The 26,276-nt window shown below is 39.6% G+C and carries 15 protein-coding genes; 9 read left to right on the plus strand and 6 right to left on the minus strand.

Annotated features, from left to right (window positions below; all coding sequences use genetic code 11):
• The first annotated feature begins 14 nt into the window (after positions 1 to 14).
• The 3 genes from KYH19_RS08705 (at position 15) to KYH19_RS08715 (ending at position 3,390) form a co-directional block, all read left to right on the plus strand.
• Positions 15 to 1,481, plus strand: a complete 1,467-nt coding sequence (locus tag KYH19_RS08705; RefSeq protein WP_219078377.1) for a glycoside hydrolase family 30 beta sandwich domain-containing protein — start codon at positions 15 to 17, stop codon at positions 1,479 to 1,481.
• Positions 1,482 to 1,661: 180 nt separating this feature from the next.
• Positions 1,662 to 2,666 carry a hypothetical protein gene (locus tag KYH19_RS08710; protein ID WP_132402201.1) on the plus strand — a complete coding sequence of 335 codons (1,005 nt, stop codon included), beginning with the start codon at positions 1,662 to 1,664 and terminating at the stop codon, positions 2,664 to 2,666.
• Between the two features lie 247 nt (positions 2,667 to 2,913).
• Complete coding sequence (locus KYH19_RS08715; RefSeq protein ID WP_219078378.1) at positions 2,914 to 3,390, plus strand: hypothetical protein; 477 nt, start codon at positions 2,914 to 2,916, stop codon at positions 3,388 to 3,390.
• A gap of 321 nt (positions 3,391 to 3,711) precedes the next feature.
• Here KYH19_RS08715 and KYH19_RS08720 read toward each other — a convergent pair whose 3' ends face one another.
• The 3 genes from KYH19_RS08720 to KYH19_RS08730 all read right to left on the minus strand — a co-directional run bounded on the left by KYH19_RS08720 (position 3,712) and on the right by KYH19_RS08730 (position 7,829).
• Entirely contained in the window at positions 3,712 to 5,070 is a 1,359-nt protein-coding gene (locus tag KYH19_RS08720) for a hypothetical protein (RefSeq protein ID WP_219078379.1), read from the minus strand.
• A gap of 947 nt (positions 5,071 to 6,017) precedes the next feature.
• Complete coding sequence (locus KYH19_RS08725; protein ID WP_219078380.1) at positions 6,018 to 6,722, minus strand: LytTR family DNA-binding domain-containing protein; 705 nt, start codon at positions 6,720 to 6,722, stop codon at positions 6,018 to 6,020.
• An 18-nt stretch (positions 6,723 to 6,740) separates the two neighbouring features.
• The gene (locus tag KYH19_RS08730; RefSeq protein WP_219078381.1) at positions 6,741 to 7,829 is read right to left on the minus strand and encodes a sensor histidine kinase; all 1,089 of its coding nucleotides are present in this window, start codon (positions 7,827 to 7,829) and stop codon (positions 6,741 to 6,743) included.
• A 192-nt stretch (positions 7,830 to 8,021) separates the two neighbouring features.
• On the opposite strand from KYH19_RS08730, the gene KYH19_RS08735 reads away from it, so the two are divergent.
• Genes KYH19_RS08735 through KYH19_RS08745 form a run of 3 tightly spaced genes read left to right on the plus strand, consistent with a single transcriptional unit; the run spans position 8,022 to position 12,337 of the window.
• Positions 8,022 to 9,245, plus strand: a complete 1,224-nt coding sequence (locus tag KYH19_RS08735) for a serine hydrolase (protein ID WP_219078382.1) — start codon at positions 8,022 to 8,024, stop codon at positions 9,243 to 9,245.
• Positions 9,246 to 9,298: 53 nt separating this feature from the next.
• Positions 9,299 to 10,771, plus strand: a complete 1,473-nt coding sequence (locus KYH19_RS08740) for a serine hydrolase (RefSeq protein ID WP_219078383.1) — start codon at positions 9,299 to 9,301, stop codon at positions 10,769 to 10,771.
• Positions 10,772 to 10,831: 60 nt separating this feature from the next.
• Positions 10,832 to 12,337: a PAS domain-containing sensor histidine kinase gene (locus KYH19_RS08745; protein WP_219078384.1), complete on the plus strand. Its 1,506-nt coding sequence runs from the start codon at positions 10,832 to 10,834 to the stop codon at positions 12,335 to 12,337.
• Positions 12,338 to 12,502: 165 nt separating this feature from the next.
• Here KYH19_RS08745 and KYH19_RS08750 read toward each other — a convergent pair whose 3' ends face one another.
• The 3 genes from KYH19_RS08750 to KYH19_RS08760 form a co-directional block, all read right to left on the minus strand.
• Positions 12,503 to 15,832 (minus strand): response regulator, encoded by a 3,330-nt coding sequence (locus KYH19_RS08750; RefSeq protein WP_255562598.1) that lies wholly within the window; start codon positions 15,830 to 15,832, stop codon positions 12,503 to 12,505.
• 295 nt (positions 15,833 to 16,127) lie between these two features.
• Complete coding sequence (locus KYH19_RS08755) at positions 16,128 to 20,033, minus strand: response regulator (RefSeq protein WP_219078385.1); 3,906 nt, start codon at positions 20,031 to 20,033, stop codon at positions 16,128 to 16,130.
• A 213-nt stretch (positions 20,034 to 20,246) separates the two neighbouring features.
• Positions 20,247 to 20,426 carry a hypothetical protein gene (locus tag KYH19_RS08760; RefSeq protein WP_219078386.1) on the minus strand — a complete coding sequence of 60 codons (180 nt, stop codon included), beginning with the start codon at positions 20,424 to 20,426 and terminating at the stop codon, positions 20,247 to 20,249.
• Positions 20,427 to 21,083: 657 nt separating this feature from the next.
• Between KYH19_RS08760 and KYH19_RS08765 the strand changes: the two genes are divergently transcribed.
• Genes KYH19_RS08765 through KYH19_RS08775 form a run of 3 tightly spaced genes read left to right on the plus strand, consistent with a single transcriptional unit; the run spans position 21,084 to position 26,271 of the window.
• The gene (locus tag KYH19_RS08765) at positions 21,084 to 22,586 is read left to right on the plus strand and encodes a ferritin-like protein (RefSeq protein WP_219078387.1); all 1,503 of its coding nucleotides are present in this window, start codon (positions 21,084 to 21,086) and stop codon (positions 22,584 to 22,586) included.
• 19 nt (positions 22,587 to 22,605) lie between these two features.
• Positions 22,606 to 24,867 carry a hypothetical protein gene (locus tag KYH19_RS08770; RefSeq protein ID WP_219078388.1) on the plus strand — a complete coding sequence of 754 codons (2,262 nt, stop codon included), beginning with the start codon at positions 22,606 to 22,608 and terminating at the stop codon, positions 24,865 to 24,867.
• A gap of 27 nt (positions 24,868 to 24,894) precedes the next feature.
• Positions 24,895 to 26,271 (plus strand): radical SAM/SPASM domain-containing protein, encoded by a 1,377-nt coding sequence (locus KYH19_RS08775; protein WP_219078389.1) that lies wholly within the window; start codon positions 24,895 to 24,897, stop codon positions 26,269 to 26,271.
• The last annotated feature ends 5 nt before the right edge of the window (positions 26,272 to 26,276 follow it).

Here is a 26,276-nt window from a genome sequence, read left to right on the forward strand (position 1 = left end):
TTAAAAAGATAATAATGAAACGAAATCTAAGCATCATATTGATTTTGGCAACGGCATTTAATGTGTCTGCCCAAAACAAAAAAGGGATTAAACCTATACAAACTTATACGGTTGCCAACAAAAAAGTAACGGTTTATACTACAGCAGATAAATCTGAATACCGCATCAGTAAAACAGAAACCTTAAGTTTTGCTGAGCATAAGCAACCTTTTGAAACAGAGCCCTGTATTTTTGTTGATCCAACTGTAAAATACCAAACCCTGGTGGGAATTGGCGGTGCTTTAACCGATGCTTCGGCAGAAACATTTGCAAAGTTATCCAAGAAAAACCAGCAGGAACTTTTAACAGCATATTACAATAAAGATAAGGGGATTGGCTATACTTTGGCACGTACGAATATTGCCAGTTGCGATTTTTCGAGTGGAAGTTATACCTATGTACAGGACAATGATAAGGGCCTTAAAACTTTTAGCGTAGCGCACGATGAGGAATTTAAAATTCCTTTAATTAAACAAGCAATTGCCGCATCAGGAGGTAAATTACCTTTGTTTGTAAGCCCATGGTCGCCACCAGCATGGATGAAAGATAACAACAGTTTAATTCAGGGTGGGCATTTATTGCCTGCATACCGCCAAAGCTGGGCCAATCATTACGTAAAATTTATCAAAACTTACGAGGCGATGGGTATTCCGGTTTGGGGTTTAAGTGTTCAGAACGAACCTATGGCCAAACAGAAATGGGAATCTTGTGTGTTCACGGCCGAAGAAGAACGCGATTTTATTAAAAACTTCTTAGGTCCAACCTTACAGAAATCGGGCCTCGCATCAAAAAAACTAATTGCCTGGGATCATAACCGTGACCAGATTTTTCAAAGAGCCAGTACCATTTTAAATGACAAGGATGCTGCTAAATATGTTTGGGGTATTGGTTTTCACTGGTATGAAACATGGACAGGCAGTGGAATGCAATTCGGTAATGTGAAACAAACACATGAAGCTTATCCTGATAAGGCCTTGATTTTTACCGAAGGATGTAAAGAACAATACGATGTAAATAAACTGGATGACTGGACCTTGGGCGAGCGTTACGGTTACTCCATGATTAACGATTTTAATGCCGGAACTGCTGCCTGGACGGATTGGAATATTCTTTTAGATGAAAAAGGTGGGCCAAACCATGTCGGTAACTTCTGTTTTGCTCCCGTACATGCCGATACAAAAAATGATAAATTGATTTATACAAATGCTTATTATTATATGGGGCATTTTTCTAAATTTATCCGCCCGGGAGCCAAAAGGATAGGAGCAGCATCCAGTCGCGATAAATTGCAATCAACAGCTTTTTTAAATCCCGACGGTAAGTTGGTTGTAGTAGTAATGAATCAATCGGATGATAAATTAAAATACAGTTTATGGATAAAAGGGGAGGCTGCAACAACAACCAGTTTGCCGCACTCTATCACAACATTGGTAGTAGAATAAACGCCAGGAAAAAAACGAAATTGAGCGAAAGTTAATGATACTGGCAAACAAAATTTCGAATCTGACAAAATGTGTTGGTTAACCATTGAACATACCACTCAATTGCCATCAATTTGGTTTTAAGTCGATTATCAGATCAATTAAACAGCATTAAATAAAAGTATTTAACACAACAACTAGATGAAAAAAATCCTATTAGCTTTGCTGGTCGTTGTAAATCTCACCGGGTGTACTGGCGGTCAAACCCAGGTTAATCAAAACCCAGATATCTCGGAAGACAATCTCGCAGATGAAATCTCCAGACACATCAGGCATTATCCTTCGGAAAAGATCTATATGCTGGGCTACTCCAATGACAAGTGTAACATTGACCTGTACGTCAATGGAATTAAACTCTCAAAGGCATTTAACAAAGCTTTGGGCAATTCAGGAATAGAAATCAATCCTTTTCTTTTTCAAAGCGGTAAATGCAAGGTATCCTTTAAAATGTATCCCCTGGGAAAATCAAAGGAATATGACGAGGTATTTAATACGTTTGTAGATGATACCAACCTCAACTTAAGCCTGTTATCTTATGATCTTAAAGATGAAAACGCAGCAGATAAAGAATACATCACTTATACGCTGCCAAAAAAGAAGGAAGAGGTGGCTAAGGGATATTTCAGGGAAAAATTTGACGGTGCCGGAAAGACATTTTTTGAGGATAACTTTGAATTCGATATTGATCTTCCCTATCGCTCGAAACCACCGTTTGAAGATGCCATGGATCTGCGCAAAATCAACAAGTCTGATCTTGAATCTAAATTATTGAAAAAATACCAGGAAGTCTGGAATGTTTATCGCAATAAGGAATACGATAATATTGCAAGGCTTGAATACCATTCGTTGAAAGACCTGTATGTGTCTACCTATGAAAGTAAGGAGAACGTCAGTAAAAATATCAAAACCCTTTTTAAGCAAATCTATAAAAATTCATCTTTTGAAATGCAGCCTATGAAAAAATACAAACTGGCATATTTTGCTGGCGGAAAACTGGCGGCACTGATGATGGATACCAATGATAACCAGTTGCGTGGAAATACAGCATTGTGGGCAAAGGTGAATTATGACCAGGGCATAAGGGCAATATTCTTAAACAGGTATTTCTACATTCCAGCGGGAGAAACAGAATTTAAGGTATATTGATTAAACAAAAAGGTAATTGATAGCCAGATTTTCTGGCCGGAATACTTCAGGTCAACTAACTAACAATCCCTTCTCTTCCCACTTTTAGGGGAACCTCCAGTTGTTAAATATTTATTTGTAGCCTACATACAACATCGGGTTGACAAACTTGTCATAATAAATAGTGCTATCAAAGTATTCCGCCAGAGTACATAACGTATAATAAAATTAATTAAAGCCACATGTACAGGCCTTCAAATCAATTAAAATGATAAAGCATATCTTTTCAATATTCGTTATTTTTATGATTTGGCAGGGAACATATGGCCAGGTCTCGGCACCATATCTCTCTATGAGTTTGGAAGCTAAGGACAATAGCGCCCGTTGGCAGCCTATGCATAAAATGCCGGCTGGCAATTTCACTTTGGAATGGCTAAAATCTGGCGACATTCTTGTTTCATACAATAGAAATGAGGCTCCAACCAAGTACTTAAAGGAAACCAATTTTAGCTCCAAAGAGCTACAAAAACTTGATAAAAAGATTTTGGGTTTTAGCTTAAAGGGAATTTATCTGGATCCTGAACAGCCACCGGAATTTTACTATGTAATCTATTTTAATCCGAAAATGAAAAACTCTATTTTACTTGAATTGCATGCCGTACTTGGCCACGTTGTCTCTGCAACTTATTATTCAGATGAAAAGATAAATCCATTTCAGAACAGGATCTATAGCACTCTTAAATAAACAACACTCTGGCGGAGTATAATTATTGGGAATGTCACTAAAAATGTTTGTTTCCTGCTTTTGATGATTTATTGTATATTTCAGTGAAAGTGGCTGTTCCTTAATTTGATAGCAGGCCCAGCGCTTTACCAAAAGTGGATGATCCCAGCTTAAGCTAAGGTGCTTTAGAGAGTACTTTTATTAAAGAATCTATCTAATGATGCGGCTCTGTTTGCATCAGCATTATTCTTAAACAGCTGCATTGATTATAAAATGGCGGCGATAAAAGTCCAGGTGTACAAGGGGATTTATTTCCAAGAATACTTTTACCTGTAGATTAAGCTAATTAATAAGTTCGATCAGGATACCGCTTATGGTCCAGATACTACATGCAAGCCCAAATAACAGGCAGTACAATACAATATCGATTTCCTTTCTCAGCTTGATCAAAAAGACGGCAACAAACATCAGCGGGCAGGTTGCCATAAAGATGAAAATAATGGTTGCCAGCGTCTCAAAGATATCAGGGCTGTAATCTATGAGCAATATGTTCAAACCCATGTAGGATAGCCAGACAAAAACTGGAGAAAGCAGGCACAATAGCCATTTCCAATATCCCTTGAGCACAAGTTGGCTAGGAGAGGTCTTGCGGTAGTTCTGGCGCAACAAGAGGATAATGCCAAGCATGCAGAGCGCCAGCATTCCAATCTTGATGTAGATATTCCTGATGCTGTCTACCCGGGTATTGATCCCGGTTGAGGAAACCAGCTTAGCATCACGGAACTCCTCAACCCTGGTTCGCTCCCCGTTCACAATGGTCTGCTTCATCACCGCATTGCTCGTGCTATCCCTAAAGGTCCAGATGGAGTCTTCAATGCCCATTTTATAGAATCCTTCAATAATCATCCTACCATTTTTTGTCCTGGTGAATCTGCCCTCCAGCCGCCCGCCTTTAAACCTTAAAGCATCTCTGCCCTGTGGGGTCTCTATGGTCAGCGCAGTGATTTTTCCCGGTGACATCAGGCTCGTACTATCTACTATCTGCCCCCGCGCATCGATATCAAGATCTTTCAGGGAACGGTTCTTGTTATAATCGTCATTCATAACAGGACGGCTGATGTACTGGTAGTTTACCTTAACAACGAGCAACGAATCTTTTCTGTAAAATTCAAATTTATCATAAAGCTTCACGTCCGGAGTTACAGCAGATCGTAAAAGCACATACTGGGGATGGTCAAAAGATTGGAGATACGGCCTCTGGCTAGTGGCGCAGAAGGAGAAAATGGTAACGATGGCGATAAACCCAGTGGCCAGCCGGGGCAATAGAGAGTTACTTATTACTATCTGTTTTCTACCTTTGACATGCAACCAGCCTAGCAACAACACCGGTAAGGCCAGCAAATCGGTAGGGTCAACAGTTCGCTGGAGCGGAAAGAAGGTATTCACCAATTCAATCAATCCGGAGGAATATTCACTTTTCCAGAAAACGAACAGTATGCCGCTTAGGATAAAGATCCAGGATTTAAATTTGGGAAAGAGTGCACACCAAAAAATAGGGAAAATGAACAGTCCACAAAAATCAGACAGTTTACCGGTAAACACATTATGAAAAGTAGCTTTCAGCAGGAAGTCGTTGAGAATCAGTAGCACAAGGCAAAAGATGAAAATCGGCGACAAGAGATTTTTTAAACGGTTATACATGCTTACTGAGGTTGGTTTCTCTATTAATACGGATTAAGCCGTTTGGTAACCTATAAACAGCAAATCTATCAGGGAAATTGCCTTTAAAACATTTTAAAAATTAATTAGCCACGGAAGCACAGAAATCACGGAGGAGATTAAAGTTTTTCCGTGTTTTTCGTGCTTCCGTGGCAAACATAATGCTTAGGCATGCGCAGAAAGAGGAAGAATTATCAGAGGAAAGTTAAAAGCGATTTCCCTGGCAAATCTATCATGCAAATATGTTTTAGGCCTGTTGCAACCATTTCTCTACACCTCTTGTGATATTATAGCTAGGACTAGCTATAAATTTAGAAATCCATGTCTAATAGTAATCCTGAAAATTCTTGTATATTCGGTTATTAACTCCTTATTAAATTTGTTAGATACCGCGGAGTTATCATATAGTATTATGACAGCACCGTTTTCGAAGAAAATAACATTGTTTTTTGTAATTAGTATAATTTCAATACTGGGAATTATAGTTTCCTCCTTAATTATGATAAACCAAAATGTAATGAATGCAAGATTGCAGGGTTGGGTAAACTTACTCTGGTTGCCATTGCCCGTTTTAATAATAATTATTGACAGAATTTGTATTTGGAAATTCGAAGCGAAAAATGTTAACAGAATCCAGTTCTACATTTTGGGAACGTTAATGTTTCTTTTTATCATTAATTTGATTAGACTGCAACTACAATAAGAAATTATGATCACCCATACGTTTTTATCCGCTACGGTAAATGTATGAGATCTACCGGGAGTAGCTATATTGCAATTTAACTACTGGCGCTGGCTCATGAGTTCATTGAATAATTTCTGTCAGCGATAAACAATACCATTAAAGTTGCAGTCATCAAGGTCATTCTTGCTGGTTTGCAAACAATTTTTTGATTATGCTGATGTATCAAGATGTGATTCAGTACCTTTTAATTTAAGTTTGTTATTTTCCTCAGCACATATTCCTTATAGTTAGGCCCAATGGAAATGCTTTTTCCGGCAATTATAATGTCATTTGAGGTAAAAGAAGCAATCTTATTAATGTTAATAATAAATGAACGATGAATCCGGAGTAAGGGTAACGCAACGATATCCGGTTCTAAATCGCTGATTTTGTACTTTATAGTGATAGAGCTATGATCGAAAACGACAACGATATTATCTTTAAGGCTTTCGATATACAAAATATCATCGGTATTCAACCTGTGGTTTCTTAACCCGGATTTTAGAAAAAGGTAACGCTTTTGCGCTGCCATTAAGGCGACAGCTTTATCGGGTTTAACTGACCGTAAATACCGGTCAATGGCTTTAAAAAACCGCTCAAATGTGATAGGTTTGAGAAGATAATCGATGATGTCAAGATCGTAGCCATCTACAGCAAATTCGCGGTATGCAGTGGTAATTATCACGGCGGGCGGATCTTTTAAGCTTTTTAAAAAATCGATACCTGTTATCTGAGGCATTTTAATATCCAGGAACATCAGGTCTATCTGAACAGTTCTTAAGATCTCCAGTGCCTTTACCGCACTCGAGCAGGTAGCCACAACTTCAAAGGCATCCAGTTGAGCGATATGGTTTTGAATCAGTTTAATGGCTAGTGGTTCGTCATCCACTAAAAGACATTTTATTTTCATAAAGCGAAGTTAACTTTGTTAAGTATTTTCCAGATTAATTTCCAGTTGCACTTCAAAAGTGTTTTCAACTCTTTTGACCATGAGTTCATATCTCGATGGATAGATTAGTTCCAGTTGCCGCGTAATATTACCCAATCCTATGCCGCTACCGCCGGCTTCAAGATCTTCCTCTATGCAACTGTTGTTAACCATAAAGCTCAGATGACCATTTCGCATATGGAGTGTGATCGTGATAAAAGAATTACCGGCATCCTCGCTGGCACCATGTTTAAACGCATTTTCAACGAAAGATAGTAAAATCAGTGGTGCGATAGCTGCCTGATTGTCGGTTACATACTCAAAACTAATCTGCAGCCGCTCGTCATACCTAAGTTTTTCCAATTCAAGATAATTCTCAATCAATTTTATTTCCGATGAAAGAGGAACATAAGCGGTGTTGCACCTGTAAAGCACATGATCTAGTATCTCTGACAAACCAGCTATCGATTTTGAGGTAACCGGAGAGTTCATCAGCGACAGCGAATAAATGTTGTTCAGTGTATTGAATAAAAAATGCGGGTTGAGCTGGCTTCGCAAAGCTTTGAGTTCCGTTTCTGCCTTTTCTTTCTCCAGCATTAGCGAACGCTGCTGAACCACGTACTGATCACGGATCAGTTTAACAAAAGCGAATACCCAGGCCGCAGAAAATGATAGGGCAAAATAATGTGTAACTAATTTTGGAAGATCGGATAGTATCTCCCAAAGCGATTCCTGCGCAAAAGGAGGTGTTCTGATCAGCGGTTCCAAAAGGTATATAACAGCGATACGAGAGCAAGCAGAGATGAGGTAGGAACCTGCAATAAAATAGACAACTACCTCAAAATAGTTCTTCGACCCCATTAACTTAGGAATGATGAGGTAAGCTAGAAAATAAGAGGCCAGCATGGTTATTGAGATATAATAAATTTGGCGGTATATAATGCTGTCTAGTTGTCGATATTCTTCAATATCGTACCGGTTCATGAAAAGCAATGCAACTATCAGCCAAAAGATGACGTGTGTTTGAAAACGGTGTGTCAGGCTGAACTTAACGATTCTATCGATTAATGGCATGATCAAATATAGCATATCAGAGGATTATCCCCATTAAACGCGACAGAATAGCGGAAAACCCTCCTGAAAAGGGCAGATTTAAAGACGAAATGTGATATGTGGTCGAATAGCAGTTTCTATACATCCTTTTGACTTTTCTGGCAGAGCTGTGTTGCAGACAAATTATTTTATTCGATTTTCATCGAAGTTTTCAAAGAAATTATCAAGATGAGATCACAAATTAACATCATTACCTTGCTTCTATGCATTAAGATAGGTGCAACGGCCTACGGGCAGCAGGTTAGACAATTACCCATAAAATCCACCAATGCAATTGATAGTGTTATCCTGAAAAAAATGAACAATGCCCATCTGGTAGGCCTTGGTGCAGCCATTATCGTCGACAAGAAATTGGTTTGGTCGAAAGGGTATGGTTACGCTGACAGGGAGAACAAAGTGCCGTTCACCACATCGACAGTCATGAACATAGCATCTGTTTCCAAAACCATTACCGGGGCCTGCCTAATGAAAGCCGTGGAGCAGGGAAAACTTTCCCTTGATGAAGACATCAATACTTATCTGCCCTTTAAAATTCACAACCCTTTCTTTCCGAAGGGGAAAATCACCTTGCGTAACCTGGCCACCCATACCTCCGGCCTGAATGACAGGTTCCCTTTTTATACCTCCGACAGTTTGTATGTTAACGGGAAAGATTCACAGGAAGCACTTGGCGATTTTCTTCGTAATTATTTTGTGCCTGGTGGAACACATTATTCAAAAGAAAATTTTCTCGATCATAAACCGGGTGCGTTTCGTGAGTATTCTAATATCGGCACAGCGCTGGCCGGCTACATCGTTGAAGTTCGGACAGGTAAAAAGCTGAACGACTACAGCAAGGAATATCTATTCAAGCCATTGAAAATGGATGATACGGGCTGGTTCCTGTCCGACATTGACCTGAAAAAGCACGCCCGGCTTTACCAGAAACAGGCGGATAGCAGTATTAAACGGATACCGCTTTACGGACTGACCACTTATCCCGATGGCGGTGTACGTACGTCGGTCAATGATTTGTCCCACTTCTTCATTTGTTTACTGAACGACGGTAAGTTTCAAAACAGACAGGTTCTCCAGGAAAAAACGGTTCGGGAAATGCTCCGGTTTCAGTTCGATAGTGTGCACAAGCCTGAAAATATAGAACCAGCCAAACTAAATTCAGGTATTTTCTGGTCTACCAAGATGGGTGGAAAAAGGATAGGGCACAACGGCTCCGACTTTGGTGTAAGAACTTTTATGCTTTCTGATCTTAAAAAGGAAGTAGCGGTGATCATGTTCATCAATACCTCACTACTGGAAACAGAGGAGGCCACGTTCTTTGGTATCTATAATGAGCTTTATCAATATGGTGTCCAGATGAGGAATAGTAGCTATACAATAAGCAATGGAAATTAGGTTCATTTCCAAAAATTAGAACTTAAATAATTGACAGTAATCAAGTTTTAAAGATGAATCTTAAACTTAGTAAAGCATTCTTTTTACTGACTCTCTTTATGTTTTCATGTGTTGTGCTTAAATCGCAGACAAAGAAAAAGTATTCAAAAGAAGTTGAGAATAAAATAACTCAGGTTGAAAATCATTTGGCCAGTTGGGTAGAAATAGAAAATACATCTAAATGGAATTTGAATGAGCGAATGATTTTTTACAAAATAGAGGGTTTGAGTATTGCTGTTATAAAAAATTATAAACTTGAATGGGCAAAAGGTTATGGCTGGGCTGATTCAGCACAAAGCAGGCGTGTTACCCCTGCAACTCTTTTTCAAGCGGCTTCAATAAGTAAATCTCTGAATGGAATGGGCATGTTAAAGTTAGCACAAGACATGAACATCGATCTAAAAAAAGATATAAATTCCTACTTACATTCATGGAAATTCCCTTATGATTCCATATCGAAAGGCAAGAAGATTACCACTTTGAACTTATTAAGCCATACGGGTGGCATAAATGTTAGTGGGTTTGATGGTTATCAGAAAACTGATTCTATACCGGATATTATCCAGATTTTGAACGGAATTAAACCTGCAAACAGCGATGCAGTAAAGTCTGTTTTTGAACCTGATTTAAAATACAAATACTCGGGAGGAGGAACAGTGATCTCACAATTAATTATCGAGGATCTATCCTGTAAAAAATATGCTGATTACATGGAAAGTAACATTTTAAGACCTATTGGAATGCAAAATAGCTTTTACACGAATACAACATTAAAAAGCAAGTTTAAACTGTTAGCCACAGGTTACAATGGAAACAAGGAAGTGATGATGAAATATCATATTTATCCGGAACAGGCAGCCGCAGGATTATGGACAAATCCAACAGAATTATCAAAATATGTGATTGAAATTCAAAAATCCTTGTTGGGCAAATCAAACAAATTACTTAGTCCGGAAATGACAAAACTCATGCTTACGCCTTATCTTGATAATTCTGCTGCCTTGGGTGTTTTTATTGAAGATAAAGAAGGAACAAAATATTTCAGACATGGTGGCATAAATGAAGGCTTTACCAGTTTGTATTATGGTAGCCTAGAAGATGGAAATGGTGCAGTGGTAATGTGCAATTCTACCGATAAAACCATACTCTATGAAATCATCAACAGTATAGCAACTGTTTATAAATGGAAAAACTTCTACAAGCCTGAATTGAAAAAAGTTGTAAAAATTAACAGCAGTGAATTAAAGAAATATACTGGCAAATATACCTCCAATGATCGGGAGTACATCATTTCACAAGTCAAGGGGGATTTATTTCTAGAGCTATCGGGGCAAAGGTGGCAGCTTTATTTCACTTCTAAAACTGACTTTTTTATGTACCAGGCTCCGGAAATCAACAATCAATTTGTTTTTAGCAATGATAAAATCCAGGGATTTCGAATTAAACTTAATAGCGGCAAAAATATAGTTCTAAAAAAAACAGAATAAAACTTTCGGGATGGTGGTTCCGGTATACTGACTGGGGCTTGAGAGGAAGCCTAAAAATTGTTGTTAAACATATTTGGCCTTAAAGTGTTATCACTTTATCAGCTGAAAATTGTTATGCAGGAAAATAAAGAGCGAAATAATTTTGAGAAGAGGTTTGAAGAATGTGATGAGAAGTTCAACACTATATTTAAACTTACTAGTGTAGCCTCAAAGATTATCCGGTCAGACCTGACCATCTTAAAGGTCAATAAGGCCCTTTGTGAACTGTTGGATTACCCACCCGAAGAAATCGAAGGAACCAAAATTCTGGATCATGCCTGCGAAGAATACGTTGCGCATTGGCATCATCTTCAGGAAATGATCTGGTCTAAGCAGGTACCTTTCTTCAAGCTGCAGGCCTGCCTGTACAGAAGAGACCGCAGCCGCGTGTGGGTTGATGTGACCACCATCCTCTATAACGATCAGGGAGAAACTTTTGGTTTTACCGTTCTGGATGATATTTCCGGATTGAAAGGGCTTGCAGAGAGCCAGAGGCGTTTAAACGTTGCCTTGAAGTATACTGGCACAGCTATCTGGGAACTGGACCTGGAAACTAAAGAAGTTTTCCGTTCCCCCGACCATGATGAAATTTTCGGCTATCCCCAGAGGCAGAAGTATTGGAGCCTGGAAAGCTACTACCCGCACATCGCTGCAAATGACCTTCCGGCATTTAAGGAGGCACTATCAAATATTCAGGATGAAGGAGGTATAGACGTGCAGGTAAAACTGAACAGGTTAGATGGAATGCTGCAATGGCTGAATATAAAAGGTAAGACTGAGACCGGTAAAGATGGAAAGGCTGTGAAACTGATTGGTGTTATTAACGACATCACCAACGACAAAATTATTGAAAGGCATAAAGACGATTTCATCAGTATCGCCAGCCATGAGCTAAAAACTCCGGTTACCAGCTTAAACGGATCGTTGCAAATGTTGCAACGGGATTCGAAAGGGCAATCGGACCGTACCAGGCAGCTGGTTGCCCAGGCAAGCAGGGGGATCAACCGGATCTCACTGATCATAGACGACCTGCTCAATGCCGGTAAAAACTATCGTGATCAGATTGAACTAAGGAAAACAAGTTTCAATCTCTTTACACTTGTTCAGGAAATAGCTGAACTGTTCGCTTCTGCGGATTTCCAGACTGTTACCATAATAGGGGAAGAGGATATCATGTTGCATGCTGACTCAGAACGGATCGGACGGGTGCTTACCAACCTGATCAGTAATGCAGTCAAATATGCACCAACAACCACAGATATAAAAGTTGAGCTCGTTGATAGTGAGAACTACATTAAAATATCTGTCATTGATCAGGGACCGGGAATTATTGCCGAAAAGATTCCCTTGCTGTTCGATCGATATTATCAGGCCGATGAACAACAACATCAGTTCTCCGGGCTTGGGCTTGGACTGTTTATTTCCGCCAATATCGTTCGCAAACATGGAGGAGAAATCGGTGTTGACAGCGTGCCTGGTGAACGCACCTCTTTTTGGTTCACCCTGCCAAAATCAGCAGGAAGTTAGCCCGGTCATCACGGCAATGGAGAGAATTTGGACTTCAGATGCATAAGTTGATTTATATTACTGCTACAGGTAAAGCCAGGGTTATACCATTAACAGAGGGAATATAAAAGAGACTGTCTTGCTCCTTGAATAAATAATTGTATCGTCTCGAATGTGATAGTATCTTTATATTAAATCCTTAATTAATTGTAGTCCTGTCTTTATTTCATGTATGATTTCATACTCCATAGCAGTATAATCCATGTTTTCTTCAATGCGTTTCTCCCAACTCGAAGTTTGTTCTGTAAGCATGATTAAGCCCGCAGTTCCGGCAGTTCCTCTCAGCTTGTGAAGAATTCTCTTTAGCTCTTCGGTATTTTTTTCTTTTACCGCTAATTTTATATTTTCTTTAGCCTGATCAAGCCCTTGTATCACTAAGTTTAAAAATATTACTTTAAAATCATCATCATCACCTACCTGCTCGTTCAGAATATTCATATCCAGATAGGTCTCTGGTTGTGGTGGGTTTTCAGCCAATTCCTGAACGCCAGTGCCAATATGTTTTTTCAGCATTTCCAAAAGATCGTTTTGTCTGAGCGGCTTGGGTAGGAAATCATTCATTCCCGAATCCAGACATTTTTCTTTTTCACCCAATACATTTCCAGCTGTAACCCCAATAATCGGAATTGTGGAGTATTCCGGTAACAGCCGGATTTGCTTAGTAGCTTCTATGCCATCCATTACAGGCATCTGCACATCCATCAACAGCAGATCAAAAAGCTGATCCCGGCATTGTTCCAAAGCCTGCAAACCGTCGGTTGCTTCTACTAACCTTACATCGGGAATCAGTGATTTCATCATTCTGTTATTCAGAACCATGTTCACCGGATTATCATCAACAAGTAAGACAAGAGGCGAAGTCATGAGCAGGGAAGGTTCTTCTGTTTGCAATAGTTTGCGGGCAACTGTCTCTTTTTCTGAACTTTTTATTGCCCTTCGTAAAGTTTTGTACAATTCTTCAGATTTAATAGGTTTAAGCAGAAAATAGGAGTTTTCTTCCTTCCTGAAAGAATTGATCACGTCAAGTTCTTCAGAAGAGGTGTGAAGGATAACAAGAGGTGAGACTTCATTCTGCTGATTAAATAGCTGCTTTATTTTTTCAATTGTTTCCAAACCTGATATAACCGGCATGTGGTAATCTATCAGAATAATATCAAACCGCTCGCCGGCTAGAAGCATCTGTAGCGCTTCCATTCCGTTGGCAGCCTGTGTGGAATCTATATTCTTATAAGCAAGCATATGCTGAAGAATAACCCTGTTTGCTTCGTTATCGTCAACAATCAGAACCTTGTTGATTTTCAGTATTTCATTTTCACTTTGATCAGAAATTTCAAAAGGAATCTCAATATCAAAATAGAAAACAGAACCTTTCCCGAGTTCACTTACCAAAGTAAGATTACTTCCCATATATTTCAAGATGTTATTTGAAATGGTAAGCCCAAGACCGGTTCCTCCGTATTGTTTACTGATAGAACTGTTTTCCTGAGTGAAAGCATTAAAGATATGCTGTTGTTTTTCTACAGGAATACCAATTCCTGTATCCCTTACTGAGAATCGTAATGTTATATTTTTATCGTCTAAATTCAGTTTTTCTACTTTAAGCTCTATCTCACCTTGTTCTGTAAACTTTACAGCATTCCCGAGTAGATTAATCAGAATCTGCTTCAATCGTGTTTCATCGAGACAGATTATATCAGGCAATCCCGGTTCAATATTTAAAAGAAGTTCGATATTTTTTTTCTGAGACTGATAAAGAACTACATTGATGACCTGGCTCACCATGTCGTAAACATTGGCTTTCTCTATTAAAAGGTCCAATTTTCCAGATTCAATTTTAGAGAAATCAAGAATGTCATTAATAATGTTCAGCAGGTTTTCACCTGACTCATTAATGTAATTGAGATACTGCGTTTGTATTTCATTTAACGGAGTTTGAAGCAAAAGATCAGAAAACCCGATGACGCCGTTCAGCGGCGTTCGTATCTCATGGCTCATATTGGCTAGAAACTCTGACTTCGCCTTGCTTGCTGTATCTGCTATTTTTTTAGCATTTTTCAATTCCTCATTTATCCGCACGGCATTTGTAATATTCTGTACGGAAATAATTAAACCTCCTACTTCATCTTCTGTGAGATACCATGGTCCGACTTTAAGGTCGTAGTGCTGAATTTCCTGCTTACCGTCCACCTTTAACTCAAAGTCCCCATTTATGTAGGTTTTACCCAGCAGGGCGTTTTCATAGATTTTTTTTCTTTCTTTGGGAATATCCGGAGATACAGTAAATAGATTATTTCCGATAATATCTACATCATTCATGTTGAATTCTTCTCTCCATTTGTTGCTTACAGAAACATAATTAAGGTCTTTATCAAACATGGCGAGAGGAATCGGAACATCGGTTACAAAAGACTGCATCATGGCTTCCTTTCTGGTAACTTCCAGGAACATTTTCTTGAAGGCATCAATATCCTGAATGATTCCGAAAATCCTGCTGCAGACTTCACCCTCAAATTCTGGAATTCCTTTTACCCTTACCCAGATCGTAACGCCGTCATAACGGACAAGCTGAAACTCTTCGTCAAAGGGAATTCTTTTTTTTAAGGCGCTATCGAAAAGATTTTTCATTCTTTCCCTGCTGTCTTCTTTAAAGAATCCCATGGCGTTTTCTAAATCCGGCTGGAAATTATTTTTTATTTTATGAATTTCTTTCGTACTCTGAGACCAGAACACCTTCCTGGTTTTCATGTTGACTTCCCAGCCTCCCACTTGTGCTACAGCGCTCGTTTCCTCAAGAATTGTTTTCGTGTAAAACAAATCTTTTTCTAATTTATCCCTGCGGATAAGGTCAGATTTTATTTGTGTATAGAAAAAAATTGTAACAACAATGGCTACAACTGCAGAGAAAATGATGAATAAAACTGTCGATTTGGAAGATCGGTTCAGATCTTTATTTTTGATAGCCAGCTGAACTTCCTCATATTTTACAAATTCCTGAACCAATGTACGGCACCTGTCCATAGCGGTCTTGTTTTGTACAAGTTCTTTTGGGGTCATTAATATTCCCTTTCTACGCTTCTCAATTAGCAATACATCTCCATCCATCATCATGTCTGAAGTACGCAAGAGTTTATTGATGAGCTCGATTTGATGTTTGTCTTTAATATTCAGCCTGTTTTTATCAGAAATAAGTACTGGATATTTCCTCAGGCTTTTATTGAAGGGGTCAAGGAAATTTTCCTGACCTGTAAGCTGATATCCTCTAATAGCTGTTTCTGCATCCAGGAGAAGATTTAAAACATCTTTTACCAAACTTATAGATTCCTTACTTTTTAAAAGGCTTTCCCTGTTCTCCATCTGCTTCTGTACGCTCACATAGGAAGCTATAGAACTCGCAATGAGCAGTAATAAACACAGTACGACTCCAATCTGAAGATTTCTTATAATTTTTTTCGGCATCAAAAATTAGTTTAACGGTAATGTAAAATAAAAGTTAATCGTTTATTTATTGACTGAAAACACCAATATTTCCAGCATATTGTTTCACAATTTCTGAGTAGATAAAAACTTATTACCATTTCTGGAAAGAGAAATTCCCCAACAAATTAAAACTATGGAAAATATCTTCTTTTTTAAAATCTATAATATCAATGTGCAGACAAAAGTTTATCGGTAATATGTATAACTATTGCATACGGCTTTTGAAATTATTTTGGTGATAAATATTTAATATTTTAAAAAATTGTGTTATTATTTATACTAAATCTTTTATCAATTGTATTCCTATCGTTATTTCACGTACTATCTCATGCTCCATAGCAGTATAATCCATGTTTTCTTCAATGCGTTTCTCCCAACTGGAAGTTTGTTCTGTAAGCATGATTAAGCCAGCAGTTCCGGCAGTTCCTCTCAGCTTGTGAAGAATTCTCTTTAGCTCTTCGGTATTTTTTTCTTTTATCGCTAATTTTATATTTTCTTCAGCCTGATCAAGCCCTTGTATCACTAAATTTAAAAATACTACTTTAAAATCATCATCATCACCCATCTGCTCGTTCAGAAGATTCATATCCAAATAGGTCTCTGTTTCTGGTGGGTTTTCAGACAATTTCTGAACGGCAGTGCCAATATGTTTTTTCAACATTTCCAAAAGATCGTTTTGTCTGAGCGGCTTGGGTAGGAAATCATTCATTCCCGAATCCAGACATTTTTCTTTTTCACCCAATACATTTCCTGCTGTAACCCCAATAATCGGAACTGTGGAGTATTCCGGTAACAGCCGGATTTGCTTAGTAGCTTCTATGCCGTCCATTACGGGCATCTGTACATCCATTAGAATGATATCAAAAAACTGATCACGGCATTGTTCCAAAGCCTGCAAACCATCGGTTGCTTCTGTTAGTTTTACATCTGCAATCAGTGATTTCATCATCCTGTTATTCAGAACCATATTCACCGGATTATCATCAACAAGCAATACATGAGGCGAAGTGATGAGCAGGGAAGGTTCTTCTGTCTGCAATCGTTTGTGGGCAACTGCCTCTTTTTCTGAACTTTTTATTGCCCGTTGTAAGGTTTTGTACAGTTCTTCAGATTTAATAGGTTTAAGCAGAAAATAGGAGTTTTCTTCCTTCTTGAAAGAATTGATCACGTCATGTTCTTCCGATGATGTATGAAGGATAACAAGAGGTGAGACTTCATTTCGCTGATTAAACAGCTGCTTTATTTTCTCGATTGTTTCCAACCCTGATATTACCGGCATGTGGTAATCTACCAGAATAATATCAAAACGCTCGCCGGCTAAGAGTATCTGAAGAGCTTCCATTCCGTTGGCAGCCAGTGTAGAATCTATATTCTTGTAAGCAAGCATATGCTGTAGAATAACCCTGTTTGCTTCATTATCGTCAACAATTAGAACCCTGTTGATTTTTAGTGTTTCGTCTTCGCTTTGATCAGAAATTTCAAAAGGAATCTCAATATCAAAATAGAAAACAGAACCTTTCCCGAATTCACTTACCAGAGTAAGATTACTTCCCATATATTTCAAAATGTTATTTGAAATGGTAAGTCCGAGACCGGTTCCTCCATATTGTTTACTGATAGAACTGTTTTCCTGAGTGAAAGCATTAAAGATATGCTGCTGTTTTTCTACAGGAATACCAATTCCTGTATCCCTTACTGAGAATCGTAATGTTATATTTTTATCGTCTAAATTCAGTTTTTCTACTTTAAGCTCTATCTCACCTTGTTCTGTAAATTTTACAGCATTGCCGAGTAGGTTGATCAAAATCTGTTTCAATCGTGTTTCATCGAGCCAGATTATATCAGGCAATCCTGGTTCAATATTTAAAAGAAGTTCTATATTTTTTTTCTGAGACTGATAAAGAACTGCATTGATAACCTGGCTAACCATGTCGTAAACATTGGCTTTCTCTATCAAAAGGTCCATTTTCCCAGATTCAATTTTAGAGAAATCAAGAATGTCACTGATAATGTTCAGCAGGTTTTCTCCTGACTCATTAATGTAATTGAGATACTGTGTTTGTACTTCATTTAACGGAGTTTGAAGCAAAAGATCAGAAAAGCCGATGACCCCGTTTAAAGGAGTTCTTATCTCATGACTCATATTGGCTAAAAATTCAGACTTGGTTTTATTGGCAATATCTGCCATCTCCTTTGCATTTTTAAGTTCTTCATTGATTTTTACCGACTCCGTAATGTTTTGTGCAGAAATAATAATTCCACCCGTAACCTCATCTGACAGATACCAGGGACTTACCACAATATTATAATGCTGTATTCCTTCTTTATTAGGAACTTCTAAAGCCATGTTACTATTTATGTAAGCTTTACCTCCGAGTGCATCTCTATATATTTTCTTCCTTTCATCCGGTACATTGGGTGAAACAGTAAACATATTTTTTCCTATAAGATCTATATCATGCATCTGGAACTCATTTTTCCAGCTGCTGCTTACCGAAAGATAGTTGAGGTCTTTATCGAACATTGCTACTGCGGTAGGAACATATGTTACAAATGACTGTAGCATTGCTTCTTGTTTGGCCAGTTCTATATAAATGTTTTTGAAGGTATCAATATCCTGGATGATACCGAACATTTTTGTACAGACGCCATCTTCGAATTCGGGTATTCCTTTCACCCTCACCCATATTGTCACTCCATCATTACGTATCAGCTGAAATTCTTCATCATATGGTATTCCTTCCCGCACAGCTCGCTCAAATAATGATTCTACTTTTTTTCTGCTTTCTGTACTGTAAAATCCTAATGCATTTTCAAAATCAGGCTGAAATGCCTGGTCTATTTTATGTATTTCTTTAGTAGATTGCGACCAGAAAACAGTATTGGTTTTAAGATTGACTTCCCAACCTCCGACCTGTGCTACCGCACTTGTCTGTTCTAATATTTTCTTAGTGTACAGTAAATCCTTTTCAAGAGACATTCTTTCTGTAACATTTAAAGCTGTACTTACAACGTATGGCATTCCCTGTGGGTCAGTTTCTACCAGATTATGATACATCCAGATCATTTCTTCTCCTTCCTTAGATTTTAGGATCATAGTTCCAAGATCTTCTTTATTGCTATTGATCCTTTCAAGATACTGAGCAAGTAAAGGCCAGTTCTTTTGGGGAACGAGGTCTTTTAAATTCAATTTTTTGACTTCTTCTGCCGAATATTGAAGTGTTTTTCTTCCTTTTTCATTAACTGAAAGGATATTTCCTTGCATATCATGCATGCTCATTAAGCCAATCGCATTTTCAAAAAAGCTTCTAAAGCGGCGTTCTGAACTTTCAAGTTTTTGTTTTTCTTCGATCTGTTGGGTAATATTGATGCCGAAGCAGAAAATCTCAGAATTGTTTTGGTTCTGTTTTAAAGACCACTCTACTATAATCGCTGAACCATCACTGATTTTTGTGGAAGTAGAAAATGTAACTTCCTCCTGAACATCAGGCAGCCTTTTTATGAGTAATTGCAATTCATTATTATGTTCACCTAAAACGTTTAAAAAATTCTGATCGGGAGTTTTTGTTTTATTAAACAAGAAAACCTTTTCGAAGGCAGGATTAACATCCTTGAGCATAAAGTTCTTATCCAGAACACAAATCAGATTATTGGAAATATTGAAGATTTGCTGAAAGTATTCCGCTTCAATCTCTTTTCTTTTTCCCGTCAGCAGATTGGTAACAGCACTTCCAATTTTTTGCAGAGCAGTCACTTGCTTTTGTGTCAAGGTTTTAGGTTCATAGTCAATAACGCATAGGGTTCCTAATGTAAATCCTTCATCATCTATCAGAGGAATTCCTGCATAAAAGCGAATTCCTCCTGCTAATATCAGGGGATTATCGAATGATCTTTCGTCTGCTAATGTATCATTGATGATTACAACATCACCACTTGCAATCGTATATTGACATAAAGTACTTTTTCTGTCTACAGAATTAAAATCAAGGCCTATGCAACTTTGGATCACCTGCGTTTCACTTTCCATCATAGCGATGAGTGCAGCCGGACAATCGGCAATAAGTGCAGCTGTTTCTGCAAAAATATCTAACTGTGGATCTTTTTTCAACTGTAAAAGGTCAAAAAACTTAAGCTTATTAATTCGTCCGTCTTCGTTAGCAGGAACAGGGTATTTATCCATATAGTAGCGTATTCTTTTAGAAATGATATTGGTTTTCTTAGGCTTAGAACTTAATTATTAACTAATATTTGATGATGTAAATAAAATTCCAAATTACAAATTATTTACACTTAACGGTAACTCTTTATTCCAGTAGTATTCCATGCTTTAATTGTTCAATGGCCGTAATCGGAGACGATAGTAATGATTGAATTTCATAACACAACAATTATTTCATATTCCTTTTCTAATCTTCAAATTTTGTAGTTTAAGCATTACACCAGTTTTGGCATATTTGATGGAGTTGTTGATCAGGTTGAGGACGATTTTTTCAATCACTTGTCTGTCGAACCAGATATCGGCAGAAAGATTTTCTTTTTCTATCGTAAAATTGATCGACTTTTTGGTCGCCATTTCCGAAAACTCTTCGGCTACTTCATCAATAAAAAGATTTAAGTTCCATTTACTACATAAGCTTCAAAGCACCTGGTGCTGTTTTTCTGAAATCCATAATTCGTTAATGAGCATAGTAAACGGTAGGCATTGTAATAGCTTTGGCAACTTTCCTACGTATCTTCTTTCAGCACACGCTCAAGCGGTCCTAAAATATCGATATTTGTATCTTATATGTTACGTTTATATAACTTCTGTTAGTTGTATTATTATATTAAAAATACTACATTAGATCTTCTAAATAATACAAAACATCTTCTCAAATATGCTCTCTTATCTAAACAACCCAGCCGCGTATCTACCGCGCGCTATGTGGGCCCCGCAATACTACTATGAGAATGATTTTAATCACTCGCTAAAGGATTTAATTCTCTCTGCTAATCCTATGGCGAGGAATGGGAGTTGCTATAGCCGAAAAAGATCGTTCTGTTTCGTGAAGGACTTAACGGCTTAATGATTACAGTATACAGTACTATACACGCGGTCTGGTTTGAAAGAAGCTTGGGCTGTCCAAATATCTTAATGTCTATCTAAAGGATTTTTTAAGTTCATTTTTTCTGGATATTCAGAGGGCATGGACATCTATATTATAAAATTTTAACCTCTAAAAATAATACCATGCAAAACAATTTTGAAAGATTTTTAAAGCCTGTGTTTCAGTTGGCCGAAAGCAACCGGACGGCGTCTGTAATGAGGTCTCAGGGAATTAAAAGTTTCCAGGCAGTTGAAACAGGTAGTTCTTCAGATCTGCAAGATCCTAAAGACCTGAAAGTCGAAATTCCATATGAATTTAATGCCAAGGATTATCTCTCGTTTCTGCTTTATATCAATGCTGAAATTGAACATGGATTGATGCTGCAGTACCTATATGCGGGCTATAGTATCGGAGGCTCGAAAATACCTGAGGAATATCAGCAAAAGGTGAAAGGGTGGCAGGACATCATCCTTGGGATCGCTAAGGAAGAAATGGGACATTTTATTTCTGTTCAGAATGTATTGAAGCTTATCGGTGCACCCTTAAACTTCGGCCGGATGGATTATCCCTGGGATACGCCGTTCTATCCATTCCCATTTAAGCTGGAGCGACTTACCTTAGATTCACTGGCCAAATACGTCTATGCAGAATCTCCTGAGGAATGGATCAACAGTGATGATCCGATTGCTAAAGAGGTGAAGGCAAAAGTATATAAGGATACAACTGATCCGCACCGGGTAGGTGCACTGTTTGCAGTGATCCTAAGCCTGATCAATGATAGTGAGCAGATCCCCGATGATCTTTTTCAGGCAAATACCTATCCCTTTCAGGCAAAATTTGATGAGTGGGGACGCGGTTATACCGGAGGGCAAAGGGGTAGTTCGCACACGGGTCCGAAGGGAGCACCTGATGTGCTTGTTGCTCCTCTGACCTGTAGGGATGATGCCTATGCTGCGCTATTGGAAATATCCGAACAGGGTGAGGCACCGACTACCGAAGAAAACGCGGGTAAGCCTTCACACTTTGAACGTTTCTTATTTGTTTACAAAGAGCTACGTGAACTGGAAAATGAAATAGGTGGTTTATGGGAACCCTCAAGGAATGTGGCCACTAATCCTTTTATCGCAGAGCGGGAATCTGATGATAGTTTAGAATCGTCTAAGAACGTCGGTACAGATTATCAGAAGGATGCGATAACTAATCCTGAAGCCAGGGCGTGGGCCCATCTTTTTAATGTGCGTTACAGGATGTTGCTGAATTATCTTGCCCACAGTTTTCTATTGGATAACGGTTTTAACAATAACGGCGCTACCTCTCCAAGAGCTACGATCATCAATGCCACCTTTGGTGAAATGTACAACTTAAGGAGTATATCCAACGTACTCGTTCAGACGCCACTGAATCCACCTGGAACGGATGATAAAATGGCAGGGCCACCTTTTAGTATTCCCTATACACTTGATTTACCGATGGGAGAGGCGAACCGATGGCGTGAACATCAGGACCTGATTGATGCAAGTGAAACCATTATCGTGAGTCTTTTGCCATATGTTTCGCCTCCAAACCTTAAATATCTCCATGTGTTAAGGGAAGCAGACCAGGGACTTTCTGCAATTATAAAAGAACTTATTTCTACCTCTAAATAATAACCTAAATTTTATTGTTATGAAAATTTTAGCGCTTCGCATTCTTCCTCCGATCGCCATCGGACGTTTAGGCTCTTCTAAAGTTCCCCTTTCCGCATACGATCTGGGCCTTTCGCAGGAAAAGCCGCTCGACTTCAGAAATATTCTCCCAAAACAGACTTTTAGCGTTGATCCCGTTTCAGGAAAGATTACAGGTGAACTGCCCAAACAGATTAGTTTTAAAGATGTACCTTCCAAAGGTTCGAAAGAAGGCAAGATCCATCCGGTTGCTCCCTTTCTTGAAGTTTTTGCACTTACTGATGAAGATGGGGACAAGCTTGTGCCCTTAACTGAAACCTTGCTTGCAAAAGCTGGAATGAGCTTAGAGGATATCACCTGGGATGTTGAAGTGGGGAATATTAAGATTTATAGAAGGACCGGAAAAGAAGGGGATAAGATCTATGCAAAGGTTTTTGGTATCAATAGCCATGCTGCCCAGCCGTTGCTAGGTAAGAGTGAAAACTTCCTTCCCGGAAAAACCTTGCCATTGGGATCGGTACAGTTTATTTCGCCTACAGATGAATTCCCGGAAATTAGATTCCGTTTTACCCCTGGGGCTGGAAAAGTATATGGTTCCAGTCGTTTTAGAAATGAAAGCGCAACAAAGCTGGACCAACCGGATCCGATCATCACTTCTGACGATCTTGTGATCTACGATAAAGATAAAGGCTGGAGGGGATATTGTGAAAAAGGTGTAGGTGAACCCACCTATACCAACCCTGCACAGATATTTGCAGGCTATTATCTTGCCAATAATGATAGGATCAGCTGGGGTTACCTGGATGATGAATGTGATGGTTTTGTTTCCGTTCACTTAAAGGATAAAGACCGTACGCTCACCGCAAGGGCACATATAAGTGCAGGCCCTCCGGCATTTGCACCAGATACGTTACCGGTGCGTGTGGTTTCTGACGAGCTCGAACAGATCCTGCTCGGACCAGAAGTTAAGGGTGAAGTTGATATTGAAGAGGCGGAAGAAATTGTAAGACGGGCGCTGGAAACGATCAGGCTGATGAATACCAGTGTGATGAACGGAAATTCTTTTGAGGGCATACAAAATGCAGCCAGTACAATGGTGAGGCAGAATACCAATGACTTTGGGCGTCTTTACGAGCCGATCATGGCCACATCAATTGTAGATAACCTTGCTTTACGCGCCCTCCATGAAAGGGTATTCGGTGGACTCAGTACCGGCGCTGCAGCGTGGTTTGCCGATGCGCTACGCCGTCCTGAAGAAATCGGTGATCTATCAAGCGCAACATTGCGTAAGATGCCGGCACTCATGCGTGGAGCTGATGGACGTTCGTTAACACTCACACACAGACAGATCAATTTAGTAATCCAGGCTGCTGCTGGCGCACTGTTCAAGGATAGCCAGCCAGCAGGAGAGGTAGATAGAACTCCTCTAAAAGATAAAGCCCTCCAGGCGGCTAACCTCACTGCGCAGCTACATTACCTCGGTGAGGGAAATCCTTTTTCTATTTTACCAAGAGCAGCGATTTCAAATTGTTTTCCTGGACTGGAATTTGATTTCAGGAATCTTTGGCGCCGCGCATTTGATGGAATTGTCCTAATTGAGAACAACAATTACGTTATCGAAGCTGACCCGGCGTTCGAACACCTGAAAGACTGTCGCCTTGTTGCCATAGATCATAAGCCGACAATGGTTGCGACCTCTGGTCCGGTGTTTCCAGGAGGGGACAGCGTTCCCCTGATCACTGCAGCCAATCCCAACGGAGTTTCATTTATGGAGTGGTCAAATTCTATGGCGCAGGTCCTGCAAAAGCAAGGGCAGGAAGTGGTTTGCCATTTTACTGTCGGACCTTCCAAAACAGAAGTTGTTGCTTTGGAAAAAGACCTTGATAACGAAAAACTTTATCAAAAGGTGAGCCTGAAAGTGAACCATTTCTTTGAGGCCGATACCAGTGTCTTTTCTGAAGAAATTATCAAACCGGGCGAAATGACTCAAGGGCTTTGTGCGCCATGGCAGAACGATTACCGTGAATGCGCCTGCTATTATTGGGCGGCCAGCCGACCGGATTTTGTAAATGTGGTACCTGATGAAAAAGGACTCAGTGCCGGCGACAATTGGATGGCGAAAAAAAGAACGGGCGAATATATACTGGATAACAGGACAGATTCGCGTCTATTGAGTTATGATGACCTGTTCAGGAACTGGGAGGGTGAGCTAAGTTTCATCATCAAAGGAAACGATGCCACCGGAACAAATCAGGAACAGTAGATATATCTATAAAAAAAGCAGATAATTATGTCAACGCTTATACAAACAGATTCTCCTGCAGGCAACATAGCCAACAGGATGGCGAAAAAAATTGCTGCCGAATCCGGGCCAGCCTCTCCACAGGTACATCTGGTTAGAGGTGGGCAGCAAACGCAGCTGTTGGTTACCAATGGGACAATGCTCTACCAAATTTCTTCTCAGACTGAGGAAGAGTTCCGTGTGCTCTTGGAATCAAAAGATGAAAAAAGCCTTAAAAACAAGCTGGTGGATATGGGGCTTGATGCGCCGCCGAAAATAGATGACGAGCCATTGAAAAGCCCAAGAATTTATGCCCTTTCATTGGCCATAGCCCAAAAATGTAATATGGGCTGTACCTATTGTTATGCCGATCAAGGTGGCTTTGGTGGCGCGATGAAAAGCATGCCGCTTGATGTTGCCACAAGATCTATCGACTTACTGCTTAAAGACTGTCCGGAAAATGGCAAGGTACAGCTCACTTTCCTTGGTGGGGAACCCTTGCTGAACCGCAAAGCCATAAGGGCCGCAACGGTATACGCAGCCGGGAAAGCGGCTGAAAAAAATATTAAAGTTGGGTTTTCCATTACCACCAACGGAACACTGCTGACCGCGGATGATGCCGTTTTTTTTGAAGAACATGCTTTCTCGGTTACGGTCAGCCTGGATGGGTTAAAGGAAAGTCATGATGCACAGCGACCATTGAAAGGCGGTTCGGGTACCTACGAGCAGATCATGGAAAACATCAGACCGTTGCTACAGATCCAACGGAAAATGCAGGTGTCGGCCAGGGTAACAGTTACCCCTGCTAACCTCAACCTGTTGGAAGTTCTTGAAGAGTTTGTCGAAATGGGCTTCCATAGTGTGGGTTTTTCTCCACTGCTGAATTCCAGCAACGGAAAAGGCGAAATGGATGAAAAAGATCTTGAGAAACTGCTTGGGGCTATGATTGCCTGTGGACTGCATTTTGAAAAGAAAGTACTCCAGGGCGAGCGTTACCCTTACCTTAATATGGTTAATGCCCTCAAAGAAATAGATAAAGGTACACACCGTCCATATCCATGTGGTGCGGGCGCAGGGTACATGGGGGTCTCTGCTGATGGAGAACTTGCCGCTTGCCACAGGTTTGTTAATGAACCGGGTGGACGTATGGGCGATATTGTAAACGGTATTGATGCAGAGCTGCAGAACGGCTGGCTGGAATCAAGGCACGTCCACCGGCAGTCTCCATGTAACCAATGCTGGGCCCGCTATCTCTGTGGAGGAGGTTGTCATCATGAAGTGCTCGATAAGGGAAGAAATGCCTGTAATTATATCCGGGGATGGCTGCATTATACTATTCAGGCCCATGAGCGCATTTCAAGGTTGGCGCCAGGCTGGTTCAGTTAAGCTAT

The sequence above is a fragment of the Pedobacter sp. D749 genome, from assembly GCF_019317285.1.
Classification (GTDB): Bacteria; Bacteroidota; Bacteroidia; order Sphingobacteriales; family Sphingobacteriaceae; genus Pedobacter.

Bases quoted from the DNA above. Each gene is read 5' to 3' on its own strand.
- KYH19_RS08705 (WP_219078377.1), top strand. From the start codon at position 15: ATGAAACGAAATCTAAGCATCATATTGATTTTGGCAACGGCATTTAAT.
- KYH19_RS08710 (WP_132402201.1), top strand. From the start codon at position 1,662: ATGAAAAAAATCCTATTAGCTTTGCTGGTCGTTGTAAATCTCACCGGG.
- KYH19_RS08715 (WP_219078378.1), top strand. From the start codon at position 2,914: ATGATAAAGCATATCTTTTCAATATTCGTTATTTTTATGATTTGGCAG.
- KYH19_RS08720 (WP_219078379.1), bottom strand. From the start codon at position 5,070: ATGTATAACCGTTTAAAAAATCTCTTGTCGCCGATTTTCATCTTTTGC.
- KYH19_RS08725 (WP_219078380.1), bottom strand. From the start codon at position 6,722: ATGAAAATAAAATGTCTTTTAGTGGATGACGAACCACTAGCCATTAAA.
- KYH19_RS08730 (WP_219078381.1), bottom strand. From the start codon at position 7,829: ATGCTATATTTGATCATGCCATTAATCGATAGAATCGTTAAGTTCAGC.
- KYH19_RS08735 (WP_219078382.1), top strand. From the start codon at position 8,022: ATGAGATCACAAATTAACATCATTACCTTGCTTCTATGCATTAAGATA.
- KYH19_RS08740 (WP_219078383.1), top strand. From the start codon at position 9,299: ATGAATCTTAAACTTAGTAAAGCATTCTTTTTACTGACTCTCTTTATG.
- KYH19_RS08750 (WP_255562598.1), bottom strand. From the start codon at position 15,832: ATGCCGAAAAAAATTATAAGAAATCTTCAGATTGGAGTCGTACTGTGT.
- KYH19_RS08755 (WP_219078385.1), bottom strand. From the start codon at position 20,033: ATGGATAAATACCCTGTTCCTGCTAACGAAGACGGACGAATTAATAAG.
- KYH19_RS08760 (WP_219078386.1), bottom strand. From the start codon at position 20,426: ATGGCGACCAAAAAGTCGATCAATTTTACGATAGAAAAAGAAAATCTT.
- KYH19_RS08765 (WP_219078387.1), top strand. From the start codon at position 21,084: ATGCAAAACAATTTTGAAAGATTTTTAAAGCCTGTGTTTCAGTTGGCC.
- KYH19_RS08770 (WP_219078388.1), top strand. From the start codon at position 22,606: ATGAAAATTTTAGCGCTTCGCATTCTTCCTCCGATCGCCATCGGACGT.
- KYH19_RS08775 (WP_219078389.1), top strand. From the start codon at position 24,895: ATGTCAACGCTTATACAAACAGATTCTCCTGCAGGCAACATAGCCAAC.